Genomic DNA, 18,569 nt, shown 5'->3' with positions numbered 1-18,569 from the left:
TGCTTGATTAGGATCAAGTTACAAAAATACCTACTAACTACTTATATTATGATAAAAAAGATTAGCGTGCTCAGCATGATGCTACTGGCCATCCATATCACTGCCTTTGGACAGTCTAAAGTACATGTGCCGGTATCTTCTACACAACCCAGCAAGTACCAATTGGAACAGATTCAACGGAAATACGGTATGTTCGTGCATTTTGGTATCAATACCTTCCATAATGAGGAGTGGACAGACGGCTCTAAACCGGCATCCTCCTATGCCCCGACTATCATCGATGCCAAGCAATGGGTGGCGACTGCCAAGAATTCGGGGATGAAGTACATCATTTTGGTTGCCAAGCACCATGATGGCTTTTGTTTGTGGGACAGCAAGTACACGGAGTATGATGTGGCCAATTCGAGTAATAAGACCAATGTCGTGGAGGCTGTAGCAAAGGAATGTGAAAAGCAGGGTATAAAATTGGGTTTATATTACTCATTATGGGATAGGAAGGAAAATGGAAATGTTAAAGACGTAAAAGCCGATGCTGCCTACAACAAATATATGCTGGAGCAAATTAATGAAATGATTGATGTAGCACAGAAACATACAAGAGTTGTGGAGCTTTGGTTAGATGGAGGTTGGGAAAAGGAAAACTACCGCTGGCCGATACAACAGATTTATTCCAATGTGAAAGCGCGCGCACCCCAATGCCAAGTCGGGGTGAATTGGACCATTGGCTCTCCAAAAAATATAGATCAGCACCCCGTGTTACCCAATGATCAAGAAGAATATTTTCCACTACGATACTATCCAAGCGATTTCCGTTTGGGTGACCCATATTTACCAAAAAATCCAGACCCTAAGCTATTCGTCAGTCAAGGAAAGGTGTATTACATGCCTTTTGAAACGACAGTAGTACTGGGCAAAAAATGGTTTTACCATACCGAAGACAATACACCTCGTCCCGTATCTGAGCTGGCTGATATGTATAAGAAAGCTACGGCTCAGGATAATATTTTGATCTTGAACGTAGGGCCCAACCGCGAAGGCCGTGTCAAAGATTCGGATGTTGAAGTATTGAAGAAGCTGAAAGAAAACCTTGCGCTGTAGCAGATTACGAATAGCCCTTCAATTGATTACCAAAGATATACTCATGTATCCAAGGATGGGAAGGGGTTTTGTGTACGCGACGAAAAGCTTGTGCTAGTGAGTGGCAGTAAATCTAATAGAATTGAAGTGCTTGATAATTAAGGTGGACCGCAAGGTCAAATAGTTGGTGAAAACAGGGAGTCCTTGACTTCCTGTTTCCTAAATATGAATAAAGAATAAATTGAGATAAAAATAGATAACCAAATAAAAAAAAGCTCAATACATAGATGATAAAAAGATACGATATCGAGGATAAGCGATTTCCGTTAAACACGGGAGCGGGAAGCGATGCTGTGCATAAAGACCCGATTTATTCTTACGCGGTAACCAAATTAATGGATGACAGGGGGAGAGTTGGCACAGGGTTGGCCTTTACGATCGGAGCGGGGAATGACTTAGTCTGTAAGGCAGCGGCCTTTTATGTGGAACGCTTAGTAGGGAAAGGAATAGAAGAAATAATGGCTGATTTTGGGCATATATTCAATGCATTAAGCAATGAACAACAGTTTAGATGGCTAGGGCCGCACAAAGGTATCGTACATTTGGCATTAGCTTCGGTGACGAATGCTTGCTACGACCTATGGGCCAAAACACGACAAGTACCCCTTTGGAAACTGCTGACTGACCTGACGGCTACCGAAATCGTCAACACATTAGATCTATCCTATTTGGAAGATGAGTTGACAGCTCAACAGGCAATTGCTTTATTGGAAACCAATTTGGCGACCAAAGATAGTCGTATGGGAATCCTGGGCCGTGGGTATACGGGCTATGATACTTCTGTAGGGTGGTTCAATTATTCGGATGAGCAAGTTCGCGAAAACTGTCGCAGAGCGATAGATAATGGATTCAACGCGATGAAACTTAAGGTCGGTAGCTTCGATCCGCTACGAGATATTAAGCGGGCTCACATTGTAAGAGAAGTGGCCGGAGATGGCGCGACAGTGATGTTGGATGCCAATCAACAGTGGACACTTCCACAAGCATTGTCTATTTGCGACGAATTAAAGACGATGAATCCATATTGGATAGAGGAACCTACCCATCCGGATGATATCCTAGCCCATAAGACACTTGCTGAGAGGATTGCACCCATTAAGGTCGCGATGGGAGAGCATGTGCCCAATAGAATACTATTTAAGAATTACTTACAACTAAATGCTGCGGGGTTTGTTCAGGTAGATGCAGTGCGTGTCGGTGGGGTAAGTGAGTTTATAGCGGTAAGTCTGTTATGTCGCAAATACAACATTCCGGTGGTGCCTCATGTAGGGGATATGGGGCAATTGCATCAGCATTTGGTGTTGTTCAACCATATATCGATGGGACATGAAGCGTTATTCTTGGAGCATATCCCACATCTAAAATCGCATTTTGTACACCCAGTGCAGATTGAAGGAGGAGTGTATAAGACGCCAATGGAAGTGGGAAGTAGTTGTGATTTACTTTAAAACGTTGAGGTATGTTAGGATCTATAGACTTGACGATTTCGGTCTCATATATTCTGCTCATTTTGGCAGTGGGGATATGGGCTGGCTGGAGTCAAAAGAAAGCAAAAGCAGGTGCTGCCAGCGATTACTTCTTAGCGGGTAAATCCCTGAAATGGCCGGCTATTGGTCTTGCTCTCTTTGCGACCAATATTTCGACGGTACACTTAGTGAGTTTGGCACAGAGTGGCTTCGATACAGGGCTTTTGAATGGTAACTTCGAATGGATGGCAGCTTTTACGCTTATCTTGCTGGCCCTGTTTTTTGTGCCTTTTTATCTCAAGTCGGGAGTGTCAACTTTACCCGATTTTTTAGAACGTAGGTATGACAAAGCGAGTCGGGAGTGGTTGACTATGATTTCTATTGTATCGGCGATCGTCATCCATATCGCATTCTCCATGTTGGCTGGGGGAATCGTGTTGAAGACCCTATTTGGGTTTGATATGTATTTGAGCATTATGGTAATATGTGTCATTACTGGAATATATACGATACTTGGAGGATTACGTGCAGTGGTGATCACCGAATCTATTCAAACAATCGTTTTATTGGCCGGGGCATTTATCATCAGCTTTGCCGCATATGATAAGATGGGCGGATGGACATCGATGCGGGATGTATTGGTGGATGAGGGGCAGCTGGAGCGCTTGTCTATGCTGCGTCCGGATGGTGATAGTAGTGGTATGCCGTGGTATGCGGTGGTTTTGGGCTATCCTATACTGGGGATTTGGTACTGGTGCGCGGATCAAACAATCGTGCAACGGGTATTAGGTGCCAAGGACGAAAATCACGGTCGGGTGGGGGCGCTTTTCTGTGGCTTTATCAAAATTCTCCCGGTGTTTATTTTTGTACTTCCAGGGCTATTTGCCTATACATTGTTTAAATCGGGGCAGTTGGACTTGACAAGTCTAGGTGTGGATGCTGTTGGAAATGTCAATTCTAAAGGTATTTACACGTTGATGATTACGCAATTGCTGCCCTCAGGACTGATCGGGGTGTTGGTTGCCGCTTTGCTCTCGGGCCTAATGAGTCAGATATCGGGTGCCCTTAATTCGATATCAACGATGGTCAGCTATGATATTTATAAGCAAAAACGTCCGGCTGCTACGGATATGCAACTGATAAGAGCGGGCAAGATTTCGGCGGTGGTCGCGATGGCCTTCTCACTGGCGCTATTACCCTTATTGGATAAATATGAAAGTATCTTCAATGGTATCAACGATGTGATTGCCCATATTGCGCCGCCAATCACCTGTGTATTCCTCTTGGGTGTCTTTTGGAAAAAGGCATCCGCCGAATCTGCGAAATGGACGCTTTGGATCGGTTCGGCTTTGGGCGTGATTGTGTTTGTAATCAATAAGTTATTGCCAACGACCTGGATAGGACAGATACCTTTTATGGTGATGGCTTTCTATTTGTTTTTGGCATGCGTGGTAATACAGTTTGTATGCTCCTATGTATATCCGGCAAGGCACACGGCCGTCAGTAGAGAACTGTATTGGAAGAGTCCACTGGAGCCATTGCAAGGGACTGCTTGGAAGGGAATTGGAAATTATAAATTATTATCTGGTTTACTGTTGTTTATAGTTGTTGTATTATATGGAATATTTAAATAAAAAGTTCGTCTTAGGCTTTCTCCTGTTGGGCCTTACCATAGCTATGTTGTGTATAGCTTGCCTAGATTCGAAATCCTCAGGTAGGATAAAAAGGTATGCATCAGTGACGGAACTTAAGGAAGATAAAATAGAAACCTATAAGCAGCTACATGCTGCTGCATGGCCTGCCGTATTGAAACGAATAAAGGATTGCAACATCCAGAATTATTCCATCTATCTCAAAAAGATAGACGGGAAGAACTATCTTTTTAGCTATTTCGAGTATGCGGGGGATAATTTTGAAGCGGATATGAAAAAGATGGGAGATGACCCGGAGACGCAGCGTTGGTGGAAAGAGACGGATCCTTGCCAGATACCCCTACCAGATGCAGCGGCGAAAGGTGCAATGTGGTCGGATATGGAAGAAGTATTCCATACGGATTGATACGGTATATATACTAGCGATTCAATTTGTGTAGGGGAGGTAAATGTCAAAGAATAGAATAAATGAAAAGCATGACAGCAAAAATAAAGTTGATGAAGCATATATAAAACAATTGGACAAGGGTGCACAATGGCAATCGTGCTTTGGCTATGCTCAACAAACAATTGCTGCTTACGGCAGCTATGGATACCAAGTATGATGGTGGTGGCGGCAACGTATTACAATAAGTTTGACGCTTGCCCTCCGTTTCAGATAGATGGTAATTTCGGGGTGATCGCTGGAATGGCAGAAATGCTTTTGTAAAGTCATGAAGATTTTATAGAATTGTTGCCGGCGTTACCACAAATTGGGCAGAAGGTGAAATCTCGGGATTGGTCGCTAGAGGAGCGATTATAGTGGATATGGAATGGAATGACGGTCAGCTGCAATCGGCATTTGTGAAGGCCAAGTACGATACGACATGTAAGATAAAATATAAAGACCGTATTATCGAAGTGCGTCTTGCAGCAGGAAGGCGGGTAGATGTTAAGAAATTGCTATAGCTTTGTTGAAGCGCATGTCAAAAAGAATACTTAATGAGTAAGGTAAATCTAAACCGATGGAGGAATTAAAAGATAAGGTAATCTTGATTACCGGAGGGACGGCTGGTATAGGACTGGCTTGTACACAGGCATACGTTGCGGCTGGGGCTTGTGTTGTTGTAATTGGATTAGACAATGATTCGGTAGCAGAGACCATGAACATAATTGGTGACGATCACCTGGGGATTTGTTGCGACGTAACAAGAGATGCAGATGTTCGAGAAAGCATAGAAAGGACTATTACGAGGTTCGGTCGATTGGATGCTATCCACAACAATGCTGGGATAGGCTCTCCTTCTAAACCCTTACATACAACTACCGATGAGGAGTGGGATTTTCTTATGTCGGTAAATATCAAAAGTATACTGTTGACGGCTCGTCATGGTGTACCGCATTTGAAAGCGTCCAAAGGAAGTATTCTGCATACCAGTAGTCTAGTAGGGGAAATAGGACAAGAGAACCATGCGGCATATTCGGCAACCAAAGGAGCTGTGAATGCACTGACGAAGTCTATGGCGTTGGATTATGCGCTGGATGGTATACGAGTGAATGCTGTATTACCGGCAGCGGTGATGACACCGATGCTCCATACATGGGCACATGAACAACCCGATGCGGAGAAGGTCTTCGATTTCTTAAAAGACATTCACGTATTGGGCTACTGCCCAGCGGGAGATGTCATAGCAGATGCCTGTGTATTCTTACTGTCAGATAAAGCCAGATTTATAACAGGGGTCAATCTACCAGTTAGCGGTGGTGCCGAGTTGGGATATAGACGTAATTTTTAAACAATAAAGGGCATACGTCCACCAACCCAAGTCCAATCGCTCCCATCCTGGTAAACGTACAGCTGACCTCCCCCCTTTGAAAATCCCTCTGGCTAGGTGGGGTAGCGTGTAAATCCGATGCTGGGCATACCGGATAGATTAACATTTGCTACCATTTGTTTATCGACGGGCGTAATTTCTTCGTTAGCTGTTCGGTGAGTCATTGATCTCGATTGACATCCCGTTGCGAGAAGGATGCTCATGAGTAAATGGAAGCATATTTCTTCATAATCGTATAAATATTTAATGTGGTAAAATGCCATTTTTTAATTTGATACAGGCACTTAGATTAAATGGTAATATTGGCTTAGTATAGGTTAATATTGCGGTCTTCTTTTTGGAGGTTTGCTGGTAAATTGCGCTATTGAAATGAGTTTCGTCTTTTTTGACAGTGAACTATATAAACCAATCAGATGAATATTAACATACATAAATCTTTCCTTTTGACCTCCATGCTGGGGCTCGTCTCGGTATATGGAAATGCGCAGGAGGGTATCGCTAAGATACCTGTCAAGAATACCTATCAGATTAATGCTGGGGATACCCCGAAAGAAATTTTAAACAAAGCGGTGCATGTGGTCCCAACAGCGAATCAATATCAGGCTTTGAAGAATGAGTTTATTGCGTTCATCCATATTGGCCCAAATACGTTCACGAGAATGGAATGGGGCAATGGAATGGAAGACCCTCGGATTTTTGAGCTTAAAAGCCTCGATACAGATCAGTGGTGTGAAGCGATGAAGGCTGCAGGCATGAAAAAAGTAATCATTACAGTAAAGCATCACGATGGATTTGTCCTTTGGCAAAGTAGATATACCACACACGGCATTATGTCTACTGGGTTTAAAGAGGGAAAAGGAGATATATTGAAAGAGTTAGCAGCTTCTTGTCAAAAATACGGCCTCAAGCTAGGGGTCTATCTTTCGCCAGCTGATTTATTCCAGATTGAAAGCGCAGACGGACTGTATGGCAACCTAAGCAAGTATACCGAACGTACGATTCCTCGTGCGATAGCGGGACGCCCATTCAAGAACAAAACGAAATTCAAGTTTGAAGTGGATGACTATAATGAGTACTTTTTAAATCAATTGTTTGAGCTATTGACCGAATATGGCCCAGTGCATGAGGTCTGGTTTGATGGGGCTCACCCAAAGACCAAGGGCGGGCAGAAGTATAACTATGCCGCTTGGCGTGAGCTAATCAAAAAACTAGCGCCTGAAGCGGTAATTTTTGGAAAGGAAGATATTCGTTGGTGTGGCAACGAGGCTGGAGGAACAAGGAGCACGGAATGGAATGTGATCCCCTATGAAGATGATCCGGCGGGACTACAGAATTTCATAGACTTGACTGACGACGATTTGGGAAGTCGAGAAAAGGTTTTAAAAGCTAAATACCTACATTACCAGCAGGCCGAAACAAATACGTCTATCAGGGAAGGATGGTTTTATCGGGATGATACACACCAAAAGGTCAGAAGCACAGACGATGTATTTGATATTTATGAACGATCTGTAGGTGGTAATTCGACTTTTCTGTTGAACATTCCACCCAATCGCGACGGAAAATTCTCTCCGGAAGATGTGCGCGTGTTGCATGAAGTCGGAAGCCGTATCCAAGAAACATATGGACGTAACCTGATGAAAGGTGCGAAAGGAGCCAAGGAAACCTTGGATAATAATATGGAATCCTTTACGCTATTGACAGGCGACAATCCTGCATTGACTTATACATGGAGCCAACCTGTTAAATTGAATCGATTTGTCGTTCAGGAAGCAATCAGTACACATGGTGAGCGTATAGAAAAGCATGCGCTTGATGCTTGGATAGAGGGACAGTGGAAAGAAGTTGCTACAGCGACGAATGTGGGATATAAACGTATTTTACGATTTCCAGAAGTGACAACGGACAAGGTGCGTTTACGAGTGATCGAGACGAGAGCCACGCCTACAATCAGCAACGTATCGGCACACTACGCACCAGGAAGACCTCCACAATTGGCATTTAGCCGCAGTCTGGAAGGTTTGGTCTCTATTGCTCCTCAGAAGAGCGAATTTGGATGGAAACCTCATGGGGAGGATATTCTTAAAAACCTGAACACCAACTTCCAGATATACTACACCTTGGATGGCAGCCAGCCTACTGCAGCATCTACGGTATATACGCAACCCATAGCCGTAAAGGGTGGACAAATAAAGGCCGTAGCAATAAACGTAGATAAGTTGGTCGGTGCGCTCGCGGAGGAAACTTTAGGTATAGCTAAACGAGATTGGCGGATTTTGGAGGTGAGCAGCGAAACAGCCAAGCACAGCGCTAAGATGGCTGTAGATGCTCAACCAAATACTTACTGGCAGTCCAATGAAACGGGCGCGGGGCAGCACATATCGATTGATTTGGGCCAACAATATGGTCTAAGTTCATTTGCTTATACCCCACAAAAGGAGAATGGAAAGGGAATGATGGCCAAAGGGATTGTGAAAGTCAGTAGTGACGGGAAAAATTGGGAAGAAGTCGAGCGCTTTGAATTCGGGAATCTAATCAATGATCCGACAAAGCGGACACACCGGTTCTCCAAAAAAGTACAAGCACGATATGTTCGAATAGAGTCTACCGAAATAACCGGTGGAGGAAAGGTTTTGACGATTGCAGAGCTTGACTTTATAGAATAAGCCAATACTTTTTTTAGCGAATGTAAGCCAATAAATATCATATGTATATATAGATGTTTATTGGTTTTTTATTTACTGGCTGCAACTGGGAATGGGGCTTGTATCTATGCACTACAAACCCATGCCTTTATCCGGGCGGATGGTACAGTGTCACTAGAGGATTCTCCAGCGACGGTATATCTCTCAGGGGGTACACTAAATGGGCAGAAGCATTGCTTACTGCCGTTCAGAAGATAATGCCGAAGTAAAACGATACGATTTGAAAAGAGAGTTAGCCAAAAAGACCCCCGATACATGTTCAGTATCAGGGGGGCTTTTTTAAAGTTGTTGTAATTCGACTTTCTCGCCGGCTTTTAGTGGGATGAGGTACGTATCACCCTCTTGCCCTATTTTTTTACCAGAGCTGGTTTTAAGGGGGTGGGCATAGCGTAGGTGTAGTGTGCCGGCTTGCTCGGCCACAATGGTTATCTTGGCTACGGTGCCACTTTTTTTGCTTGCGCTGATCAAGAAACCACCTTCGGCACGCAAATCAGTAAAGGATACGTCTTGCCATGTACTTGGAAGAGCGGGAAAGAGCTCAACATAGCCGTGCTTGCTTTGAAGTAGTAATTCATGGATGCCCTGAGCGAAGGCAAAATTGCCTTCTAGGGTGAAAGGTCTGTATGTAAAGCCCGAATATTGCCCTCCTTTCTGATCGCCGTTGACATGAAAAGAGTTGGTTGAACAGAAGTTGTTGGCAAATTTTTGGAGATTGAGGACAGCCTGATCGGCTTCCTTCGCTCGAGCGTGTAGACAGGCCATCCAACTGAAGGAGTAACCTACCCAAGCTCGGGTGCCGAGCTTCTCGAGGTGACGCATGGAGTTCCTGATTTGTTCTTTATCTTCTACTTTGTTGATGTCCAATAGGACTAGTGGATAGATAGCCATATAAGGGGACATATGGCGGTGGGAGTGCTCCATCGGAACATCGACTGCAACCAATAATCCCGTTTCATTTTTAGCGTATGCGGGCAGTTCGGTGCGGATCGCCCGCCATGTACTGGCATCTTTGGTCAGTCCACTAGCCTCGCTTACTTCGGCGGCGGCTTCAAATAGGAAATGGGCGAGCGCTAAATCGAAATTGGTCCAATCCTTGAACCAAGCATTGGGACTATTGTCATTATACTCCGGACTAGCACTCAGGGGAAGATAACGTTTTCCGTCCCTAATTTCCGTAATGTTGCGCAGATAGGTGGCTGATTCAATGATATAGGGTAAAGCTCGCTCCTTCAGAAATTTCCTATCCATACTGTATTTCCATTGCATATAGAAATGGTGGGCTGTCCAGGCACTTACAGTTGGGGAGAGCGCATACTGGATCCATCCACCCATTGGAATCCCATTTAGGGTCAATACGCCGGGGATATTTAATCCTTCAACCCCGAAGTAATGCTTGGTGTAAGCCATATTAGCTGGCCGAATCTTCCACAACCAATCTGTAAAGGTTTCAGCTTCAGTAAGTCTATTTCCCGTGTAAGCTGGCCAGTAACTGAGCTGTGTATTCAGATCGTTGTGAAAGTCACCTTTCCACGGGGGGAGCCCCCCGTTATCAGCGGTCCATACGGCTTGCAGGGTAATGGCTGGCGCTCCCTTTCTGGAAACTGCCCCAAGCTTGTACATCTCGAGATAGTATTGGCGCTCAAGCAGATCATCTGGTAGTTGTACGGAGGACTGCTTCCAGTAAGCCTTCCACCAGGCTAAGTGACTATCTCTAAATGCATGGGTGGTCTTCGCATGCATTTCTGTATTAAGACTAGCCTGCTCATTATTGGCTACCGTCCACATACCGATAAGTTTGGTAGGGGATATAACCTTCCATTCTAGGAGCACTTCATAGAATCGATTTTCATATGTGGGTTGATGAATCAGCTGACGTTGTGCGGATTTGTTGATTTGTCCTTGTTTATACCCCAAGCGGGAAAGGCTTTGGCCATCGACTACAGATACTTCTTTTCCACTCTCTGAAGCAAGGGCATACTGATGGGGAAGCAACTGTGGAAGGGCCTCCTGTGCGCGATTACCATTGATTTCAAAATACCCTATTGGTTTGGTAGCATGGATATAGCTGCTGAACGTGGTGCCATTGTCAAATTGGATAGTATTGATGGCTGTTTGTATATCCAAGACATTGGAAACGACTTTACCAAGGGCCGTAAGGTTGAATGACATGGCCGCTGCTGGTAGCTTAGTGGGGTATGGATAGTCCCCATAGGGATTATCACCCCATTTTTGAACTTCCGGATATTGCCCGCTATGTAGTTTTTGTTGTACCCATTTAAAGTCATGTTGTTCAAGTGCGAAAGCCTGACGTTCGTCCCAGAGGTCAGCTCTATCTAAAGATAAACGGAGCGTATTATCTTTTTGCCAGATGAGGGCGCCGAGCATTCCATTGCCCAGCGGAATAGCCTCGTCCCACCGTGTTGCTAGGTGGTCAAATTTGAGATTATGAGTAGCTGTTGGTTGCGCATATACAGTGCAAGAAGTAGCGATCCATAATAAAGCGTATAAGTATGGTTTCATCATTTAGTTATTTTAGTACTCAAAAGTACCAAAAGGGATGACGGTAGTTTGGATGTTTATTATCCATTATTGAAACAAAATTAGCAAGTTGGGCCGTTGATAACCTGTAACAGTTTGAGAGCACATAAGGTAATACATGAATTTGAGTTAATATAGTGTCAATATTAGTCATTTTAGTTGTAGCTTATCTTTAAAAAGATGGCTATTTTTAGATTGTAGGAATTCCATAAGAAGAATCTCCTACAAACTATATTCATTCGTGTTGGTGCAGCAGGTGCTACATAGATATTTCATATAATGCAATTGGAAGCAATTGAGGAATGAGGAAATAATGCATCTTTTTGATGTTTTAGTGCATGGATTTGTAAAGCCTAATGACTTAGTTTTGTTAACATCATATCCTAAAAGAATTAGAATAGAAATTCTAAAAAACCATTTATAAATTGAAATGATTAAGAAAATTATTGTATTTGGAATTTTGCTAGCCGTAGTCGTCACTGTGGGGATATTTGCTTTTAAAAAGGAAGAGCGGATAGACTTTAGCGCGGATGTAAAACCAATTTTGAATAAGCATTGCATCACCTGCCACGGTGGGGTAAAGAAGAGTGGTGGATTTAGTTTGCTGTTTGAAAATGAGGCTTTTGAGAAAAATGAATCGGGTCATCCGGCTATCATTGCTGGGGATGCCGAAAACAGTGAATTTATAAAAAGATTGACAATCGAGGATCCTGAACTTCGAATGCCTTATAATGCAGCAAAGCTGAGCGATGATGAAATCAACGTCTTAAAGCAATGGATCAATGAGGGTGCGAAATGGGGAGAACATTGGGCTTATGTCCTACCAAAGGAGGTAGAGGTACCGAAGTCCTTTTCTTTTTGGGGCCTATTTGGGCTTAAACCTTCTGGAATCTCAAATGATATTGATTATTTCGTTCAAGATAAGCAAAAACAAAATGGACTTAGTGCGGCTGAGGAAGCGGACAAAGAAACGTTATTGCGCCGAGTATACCTTGATTTGGTAGGAATTCCACCGACGCTGTCCGAAGTGCAGGCATTTTTGGCGGATGACCGCGATAATGCTTACGAGATACGGGTGGATAGTCTGATGGCTTCGACCACATATGGAGAAAAATGGGCTTCATGGTGGTTGGATATGGCAAGGTATGCGGATACAAAAGGCTATGAAAAAGATGGGTCGCGTCAAATATGGACCTATAGGGATTGGGTAATTAAGGCCTTCAACAAGGATATGCCTTATGACCAGTTTACAATAGAACAATTGGCTGGGGACTTATTGCCCGACCCGACAAAGGATCAGCTGGTGGCTACTGCATTTCATCGCAATACCATGAATAATGATGAAGGAGGGACGGACAGCGAGGAATTTAGAGTAGCTGCTGTGCTAGATAGGGTCAATACGACTTACCAAGTGTGGTTGAGTACAACCTTCGAATGTGTACAGTGCCACAGTCATACTTATGACCCATTCAAGTTCGAAGAATATTATAAATCGGTAGCCTTCTTTAATAATACCCGTGATGAGGATACCGCTGGAGATCATCCAAGATTACGGTTTTATAAAGCTGAGGAGGAACAAAAGGTTGATAGCATAAAAAATTGGATCGCTAAGTATGGGAATAAACATCTGACTAAATCGGCAGACCTGTTTCTGCATACATTGGAGCCAAAGATACATGCACACTATAGCGATCAGTTGGTCAATGGTGCTCTCTATGATACGAAGTGGCTGGGTGTGCGGAATGGAGGTAGCGCCCGGTTGAAGAATATTACGTTGGATGGTAAGCAACAATTTTTTGTTAATTATTGGACGTCTAGTCCGGGAGGAAAACTGGAAATTAGAAAGGGGAGCTTAAGCGGACCTGTTCTAGCATCTGTAGACTTGGCTATCACGCAAGGGCGTAAGGTGATAAATGTGCCAATCAAGGAGGAAAAGGGGGTAGATGATTTGTTCTTGCTATTTAGGAACCCAACATTACCAGCAGACCAGCCGGTGTGTATGATCGAATGGTTTGCATTTAGAGAAGGTTTTCCAGGCGCTACTGAATCTGACTATATGAAAATGCAAGAAACATTCTTACACTTGGTCAACGCTAACCCAGAGAGTGTGCCGGTGATGGTCGAGAGTCCAAAGGAAATGGCAAGGACTACCTACGTTTTTGAGCGAGGCAATTGGATGGTACATGGTAAAGAGGTACAGCCGATGGTTCCGGAGGTGCTCAATGACTTTCCAAAGGACGCACCTCGTAACAGGTTAGGTTTCAGCCAGTGGTTGACAAGCAAAGAAAATCCTTTAACGGCAAGAACGCTTGTAAACCGAGTATGGGCACAGCTCTACGGACGTGGTCTAGTGGAGCCCTTAGGAGACATGGGGACACAGAGTATACCACCGATACATCGCGAACTGCTGGATTATCTGGCGCTTGGATTTATGCATGATATGAACTGGAGCATGAAAAAGCTGATTAAGGAAATGGTGATGTCTTCCACGTATAAGCAATCTTCAAGTCTTAATAACAGCGAAGTAGCAAAAGACCCGGAGAATCATTACCTAACCCGTGGACCGAGATTCCGACTTTCGGCGGAGCAGATTCGAGATCAGACATTGGCGGTGAGCGGTTTGTTGAGTTCAAAGATGTATGGGCCAAGTGTGATGCCTTATCAGCCGGATGGTGTATGGATGACGGTATATAGCGGAGAGTCATGGACGAAGAGCGAAGGCGAAGATCAATACCGTAGAGGGGTGTATACATTTCTCAAGCGAACGAGCCCTTACCCATCTTTTATCTCGTTCGATGCTAGTAGCCGCGAGGTATGTTTGGTGGATCGCATTCGAACGAATACTCCTTTACAAGCGTTGACAACACTCAACGATCCGGTCTATCTAGAGGCTGCAAAAAATCTTGCTCAAGTGATGGAACAGGATGGAAAGGGAAATACAACTGACATCATAACAGCAGGATATAAGAGGACAATGTTTAAAGCACCAAGCAAGGATAAGGTGTTGGCCTTAGAGAAATTATATCAGGAGGCCCTGACTAACTTTAGCAAGCAACCTAAGGAAGCTGCAAAGTTCATGGGGTTGAGTGAGACGGATTCCCAAAAGCAATTGGCCTCGAAAGCGGCTTATATGGTCGTAGCGAATGCGTTATTGAATTTAGACGAATTTTTAACCAAATCTTAAAGGTATCATGAAGGATCTTGATAGATTAGTACAAGAAGCACAACAGCATCAATTGCAGGCTGTAACACGTAGACATTTTTTGAAGGAATGCGTTGCTGGTATTGGAAGTATAGCGTTAGGTAGTTTTTTGGCGAGTTGTGGCGGCGCCAATGGTGCATCGAAAGCGGGAGACTTTGATCTTAATGCCCTTAATCCGCTCATTCCTAAATCTCCCCACTTTCCAGCCAAGGCGAAAAGTGTAATTTATTTACATATGGCGGGCGCTCCGTCTCAGTTAGAGTTGTTTGACTATAAACCGGCTCTACAAAAGCTACACAACCAACCCTGCCCGGAATCTATTCTTGCAGGTAAGAAGTTTGCATTTATACGGGGGGTACCTAAAATGCTGGGACCTCAGGCTACTTTCAAGCAATACGGACAGAGCGGAGCTTGGATTTCAGACCACTTACCGCATTTTAGTCAAGTAGCGGATGATGTAAGTTTTTTAAAGGCTGTACATACAGATCAGTTTAATCATGGCCCCGCACAGCTCTTTATGCATACAGGTAGCGCCCGATTAGGTAGGCCGAGTATTGGGTCATGGGTCACGTATGGGCTAGGCTCAGAGAACAGCAACCTCCCTGGTTTCGTGGTATTGACATCTGGAGGCAAGACACCTGATGCGGGGAAGAGTGTGTGGGGAAGCGGATTTCTTCCTTCGGTATACCAAGGAGTGCAGTGTCGCTCAAAAGGTGACCCGGTATTGTATATCGCTGATCCCGAGGGGATGGGAAGGGATTTGAAACGTCATACCATTGATGCCATTAATGCGGTGAATAAGGAAGAATATAGCACCTATAAAGATCCGGAGACACTGTCACGGATTGCGCAATACGAAATGGCCTACAAAATGCAGGTGGCTGTCCCAGAAGTAATGGATATCGCGAGCGAACCGGAATACATACACGAATTGTATGGCACGGAGCCCGGAAAGGAATCGTTTGCTAACAATTGTCTATTGGCTCGTAAATTAGTCGAAAAGGGGGTGCGTTTTGTACAGCTATTTGATTGGGGATGGGATAGTCATGGAACCAATGCTGCAGATTCTATTGACCTTGGGTTTCGGAATAAATGTCGCCAAATCGACCGACCGATGACAGCATTAATTATGGATTTGAAGCAACGTGGATTATTGGATGAGACATTGGTGGTGTGGGGTGGCGAATTTGGACGGACGCCTATGCAAGAAAATAGAGATAATAGCGATATGCCCTTTTTAGGTAGGGATCATCATACGGATGCTTATACGATATGGATGGCAGGTGGTGGGGTGAAAAAAGGGGTGAGCTATGGCGAGACTGATGATATTGGATTTTCGGCCGTGAGTGGACGAGCTTCCGTTCATGATGTGCATGCGACAATGCTACATCTCTTAGGATTCAACCATGAGAAATTTACGTATGAATTTCAGGGACGACCATTCCGGCTCACGGATGTGGAGGGGAATTTAATCAGTGCTGTCGTCTAAAAGAAGGTGGGAAAACGATGGAAATCAGAGATTTCGGAATCGAAGACATCAGCGAGCTATGTGTTTAGCACACTGGTGTGTGTGACCTAAGGGGGCGTGGTATGAAGATACGGGCGATATGCACATGTGGTTGTCGCTTCATTTGCTTTAAAAAGAAACTTATTTCAATGAAAATTATATACCTATTAATGGCTTTAGTATTGATCACTTCTGGTTTAAGTGCTCAACAGCAACAAGATTTTAAGATTAAATTTTACTGTACGAATTGGGGGATGCACGAGACTTGGGACTCGTACTGTCAGAGAGTGAAGCAGGCTGGTTTCGATGGTTTGGAAACCTGGCTACCCGGTTCAGAAACAGAAAAGGAGGAGATGTTTGCTGCATTTAAGAAGCATGGCTTAGCCTTTGGCTTTTTAAGTGGTGGTGGAGGTGCAACCTTTGATCAATATTATACGAGTTTTGTGCAAAATGTGGAACAGGCGGCACAGTATAAGCCCGATTTTATTAATTGCCATACTGGTAAGGACTATTTTACATTTGAACAAAACAAGAAACTGATAGATGCAACGGAAGTAATCGCTAAAAAATACAAGGTCCCAGTCACGCACGAGACCCATCGTGGCCGTTTTAGCTTTGCAGCGCATATTACAAGAGAATTCCTAGAGAAAATTCCGCATCTGAGCTTGGCTCTGGATATCTCACATTGGTGTAATGTACATGAATCGTTGCTTTCCGATCAAAAGGAGACGGTTGCGCTTGCATTATCGCGAACTGGCCATATCCACGCCCGTATTGGACATCCACAAGGCCCTCAAGTCAACGATCCTGCAGCTCCTGAATGGGAAGCTACAGTCGATCAGCATCTTGCATGGTGGGATGAAGTTATCAAGAATAGGAAAGCAAAGGGACTTAAGGAGCTGACTATCACGACAGAATTTGGCCCCTCGGGCTATCTACCTACCTTGCCGTATACACAACAACCTGTAGCGGATCAGTGGAGTATCAATGTCTACATGTTGAACTTGCTAAAAGCTAGATATCAGCAATAATGGGTTTCTTAGAAGAATTATTAGGTTTTATAGGTCGTTGGCATCCACTATTTGTACACTTACCGATAGGTATGTTGGTGATTGCGTTTGTAATGGCCGTCTTTGGACGGTATCCACGCTACAGCAATATTATACCCGCGATTTCTTTCGCGCTATTGTTCGGAGCAGTTGCCGCGATATTTGCAAGTATCACAGGATATCTTCTATCCCGTAACGGTGGATATGAGGATGAAGTATTGGGATTTCATCAATGGTTGGGAATAGCCGTAGCGATAGTGAGTGTCATCACTTATTTGCTGTATCGAAATGGGGAGCCTGAAAGCGGAAAATGGGTTAGGCTTAAATCTTATCGCTTTGTTTTTCTTTCCCTTGTGGTGGTACTGCTTGGTTTTACTGGACATTTCGGTGGTACATTGACACATGGTAGAGGGTATTTGAAAGATGCATTACCTACAGCAATTAAAGATGCGATAGGTATTAAACTGATCGTAGATGAACCACCTTTATTAGAAGATGCGCAGGAGGCGGTGGTGTATGAAGGGATCATCCAGCCAATACTCACCCAGAGGTGCCAAAGCTGTCATGGAGATAAAAAGAAAGAAGGGGGGCTGGCCTTGCATGATATGGAGAGCGTATTAAAAGGGGGTGAAAATGGGAAGGTTTTGGCTGCTGGCGATTTAAAGAAAAGTGAACTCTATGCGCGCTTGATTCTTCCAGAAGGACACGAGGGGCGTATGCCACCAAAGGGACGAACGCCTATTACTCCCGAACAGATCAAATTAATTGGATGGTGGATAGAAGGTGGAGCCGATTTCAAGAAGAAGGCGAAGGAAATACAACAACCTGAACAGATTGCGGCTATTTTAAAAAAGTTGGAAGAAGGTGCTGGCGAAACAGCTACGGAATCGGATTTGGCGGGTCTGCCTGAAGCGCCGACATTACCTGATGAATTAGTACAACAACTGCAGGCTAAGGGTATAAAAATCATTCCATTAGCTAAGGATAATGACTATGTGTTAGTAAATGCAGTTAACTATCCCGAATTCACAGATAAAGATATGGCCGACTTACTTAAATTAAAGGATAATATCATTCAGTTGAAATTGGGCAATACCGCAATCACAGATGCGGCGCTTAAGGAGATTTCAGCGTTGCCGGTGTTAACGAAATTACATTTAGAACATACGAAAATATCGGATGCAGGGTTGCAGTATCTTTCTGGGCATAAGAGGCTGGCATACATTAATTTATTTGGAGTGAACATAACTGATAGGGGGGTTGTAAGTTTGGAAGGTATCCCTACGATGAAGCAAATCTATGCCTATCAAACAGGTGTCACCGCTACGGGTGTAGGGGAGATAAAAAGAAAGCTTTCGAAGGCACAAGTGGATACAGGAAAATACACACTACCAGCGTTACCTACGGATACGATTCATTATCAATAATTTTTACCAGCTACAGAACTGTCATGTACAGTCTTGTAGCTGGTAAATTATTTGATTCAACGATTTATATAA

At 44.0% G+C, this 18,569-nt stretch carries 13 protein-coding genes; 12 read left to right on the top strand and 1 reads right to left on the bottom strand.

Annotated elements, in window-relative coordinates:
* Window positions 1-48: 48 nt before the first annotated feature.
* From OQ289_RS12930 to OQ289_RS12900, 8 genes are all read left to right on the top strand, one after another.
* Complete coding sequence (locus OQ289_RS12930; protein WP_270087275.1) at window positions 49-1,098, top strand: alpha-L-fucosidase; 1,050 nt, start codon at window positions 49-51, stop codon at window positions 1,096-1,098.
* A 266-nt stretch (window positions 1,099-1,364) separates the two neighbouring features.
* Window positions 1,365-2,585 (top strand): enolase C-terminal domain-like protein, encoded by a 1,221-nt coding sequence (locus tag OQ289_RS12925; protein ID WP_270087274.1) that lies wholly within the window; start codon window positions 1,365-1,367, stop codon window positions 2,583-2,585.
* 11 nt (window positions 2,586-2,596) lie between these two features.
* Entirely contained in the window at window positions 2,597-4,237 is a 1,641-nt protein-coding gene (locus OQ289_RS12920; protein ID WP_270087273.1) for a sodium:solute symporter, read from the top strand.
* A complete protein-coding gene (locus tag OQ289_RS12915) occupies window positions 4,221-4,661 on the top strand; it encodes an L-rhamnose mutarotase (protein ID WP_270087272.1) in 441 nt (146 codons plus the stop codon). Before OQ289_RS12920 ends, OQ289_RS12915 begins: the two co-directional genes overlap by 17 nt.
* Before the next feature lie 195 nt (window positions 4,662-4,856).
* Complete coding sequence (locus OQ289_RS22170) at window positions 4,857-4,964, top strand: glycosyl hydrolase family 95 catalytic domain-containing protein (protein WP_443020441.1); 108 nt, start codon at window positions 4,857-4,859, stop codon at window positions 4,962-4,964.
* Window positions 4,965-4,984: 20 nt separating this feature from the next.
* The gene (locus tag OQ289_RS22095; protein WP_333485601.1) at window positions 4,985-5,203 is read left to right on the top strand and encodes a glycoside hydrolase family 95-like protein; all 219 of its coding nucleotides are present in this window, start codon (window positions 4,985-4,987) and stop codon (window positions 5,201-5,203) included.
* Window positions 5,204-5,259: 56 nt separating this feature from the next.
* On the top strand, window positions 5,260-6,030 hold the full coding sequence (locus OQ289_RS12905; protein WP_270087270.1) for an SDR family NAD(P)-dependent oxidoreductase: 771 nt from the start codon (window positions 5,260-5,262) through the stop codon (window positions 6,028-6,030).
* A 452-nt stretch (window positions 6,031-6,482) separates the two neighbouring features.
* The gene (locus tag OQ289_RS12900; protein ID WP_270087269.1) at window positions 6,483-8,735 is read left to right on the top strand and encodes an alpha-L-fucosidase; all 2,253 of its coding nucleotides are present in this window, start codon (window positions 6,483-6,485) and stop codon (window positions 8,733-8,735) included.
* Between the two features lie 318 nt (window positions 8,736-9,053).
* Here OQ289_RS12900 and OQ289_RS12895 read toward each other — a convergent pair whose 3' ends face one another.
* On the bottom strand, window positions 9,054-11,297 hold the full coding sequence (locus OQ289_RS12895; protein ID WP_270087268.1) for a glycosyl hydrolase family 95 catalytic domain-containing protein: 2,244 nt from the start codon (window positions 11,295-11,297) through the stop codon (window positions 9,054-9,056).
* Window positions 11,298-11,742: 445 nt separating this feature from the next.
* Here OQ289_RS12895 and OQ289_RS12890 point away from each other — a divergent pair, with 445 nt between their 5' ends.
* The 4 genes from OQ289_RS12890 (at window position 11,743) to OQ289_RS12875 (ending at window position 18,497) form a co-directional block, all read left to right on the top strand.
* The gene (locus OQ289_RS12890; protein WP_270087267.1) at window positions 11,743-14,496 is read left to right on the top strand and encodes a DUF1553 domain-containing protein; all 2,754 of its coding nucleotides are present in this window, start codon (window positions 11,743-11,745) and stop codon (window positions 14,494-14,496) included.
* A 7-nt stretch (window positions 14,497-14,503) separates the two neighbouring features.
* Window positions 14,504-16,003 (top strand): DUF1501 domain-containing protein, encoded by a 1,500-nt coding sequence (locus OQ289_RS12885; protein WP_270087266.1) that lies wholly within the window; start codon window positions 14,504-14,506, stop codon window positions 16,001-16,003.
* Window positions 16,004-16,170: 167 nt separating this feature from the next.
* A complete protein-coding gene (locus OQ289_RS12880; RefSeq protein WP_270087265.1) occupies window positions 16,171-17,052 on the top strand; it encodes a sugar phosphate isomerase/epimerase family protein in 882 nt (293 codons plus the stop codon).
* Window positions 17,052-18,497 carry a c-type cytochrome domain-containing protein gene (locus OQ289_RS12875; RefSeq protein ID WP_270087264.1) on the top strand — a complete coding sequence of 482 codons (1,446 nt, stop codon included), beginning with the start codon at window positions 17,052-17,054 and terminating at the stop codon, window positions 18,495-18,497. Before OQ289_RS12880 ends, OQ289_RS12875 begins: the two co-directional genes overlap by 1 nt.
* Window positions 18,498-18,569 lie beyond the last annotated feature (72 nt).

Origin of the sequence: Sphingobacterium sp. SYP-B4668, from assembly GCF_027627455.1 — a bacterium.
Classification (GTDB): Bacteria; Bacteroidota; Bacteroidia; order Sphingobacteriales; family Sphingobacteriaceae; genus Sphingobacterium.
This window is presented reverse-complemented; position numbering and strand designations above follow the sequence as displayed.

Bases quoted from the DNA above. Each gene is read 5' to 3' on its own strand.
- OQ289_RS12930 (WP_270087275.1), top strand. From the start codon at position 49: ATGATAAAAAAGATTAGCGTGCTCAGCATGATGCTACTGGCCATCCAT.
- OQ289_RS12925 (WP_270087274.1), top strand. From the start codon at position 1,365: ATGATAAAAAGATACGATATCGAGGATAAGCGATTTCCGTTAAACACG.
- OQ289_RS12920 (WP_270087273.1), top strand. From the start codon at position 2,597: ATGTTAGGATCTATAGACTTGACGATTTCGGTCTCATATATTCTGCTC.
- OQ289_RS12915 (WP_270087272.1), top strand. From the start codon at position 4,221: ATGGAATATTTAAATAAAAAGTTCGTCTTAGGCTTTCTCCTGTTGGGC.
- OQ289_RS22170 (WP_443020441.1), top strand. From the start codon at position 4,857: ATGATGGTGGTGGCGGCAACGTATTACAATAAGTTTGACGCTTGCCCT.
- OQ289_RS12905 (WP_270087270.1), top strand. From the start codon at position 5,260: ATGGAGGAATTAAAAGATAAGGTAATCTTGATTACCGGAGGGACGGCT.
- OQ289_RS12900 (WP_270087269.1), top strand. From the start codon at position 6,483: ATGAATATTAACATACATAAATCTTTCCTTTTGACCTCCATGCTGGGG.
- OQ289_RS12895 (WP_270087268.1), bottom strand. From the start codon at position 11,297: ATGATGAAACCATACTTATACGCTTTATTATGGATCGCTACTTCTTGC.
- OQ289_RS12890 (WP_270087267.1), top strand. From the start codon at position 11,743: ATGATTAAGAAAATTATTGTATTTGGAATTTTGCTAGCCGTAGTCGTC.
- OQ289_RS12885 (WP_270087266.1), top strand. From the start codon at position 14,504: ATGAAGGATCTTGATAGATTAGTACAAGAAGCACAACAGCATCAATTG.
- OQ289_RS12880 (WP_270087265.1), top strand. From the start codon at position 16,171: ATGAAAATTATATACCTATTAATGGCTTTAGTATTGATCACTTCTGGT.
- OQ289_RS12875 (WP_270087264.1), top strand. From the start codon at position 17,052: ATGGGTTTCTTAGAAGAATTATTAGGTTTTATAGGTCGTTGGCATCCA.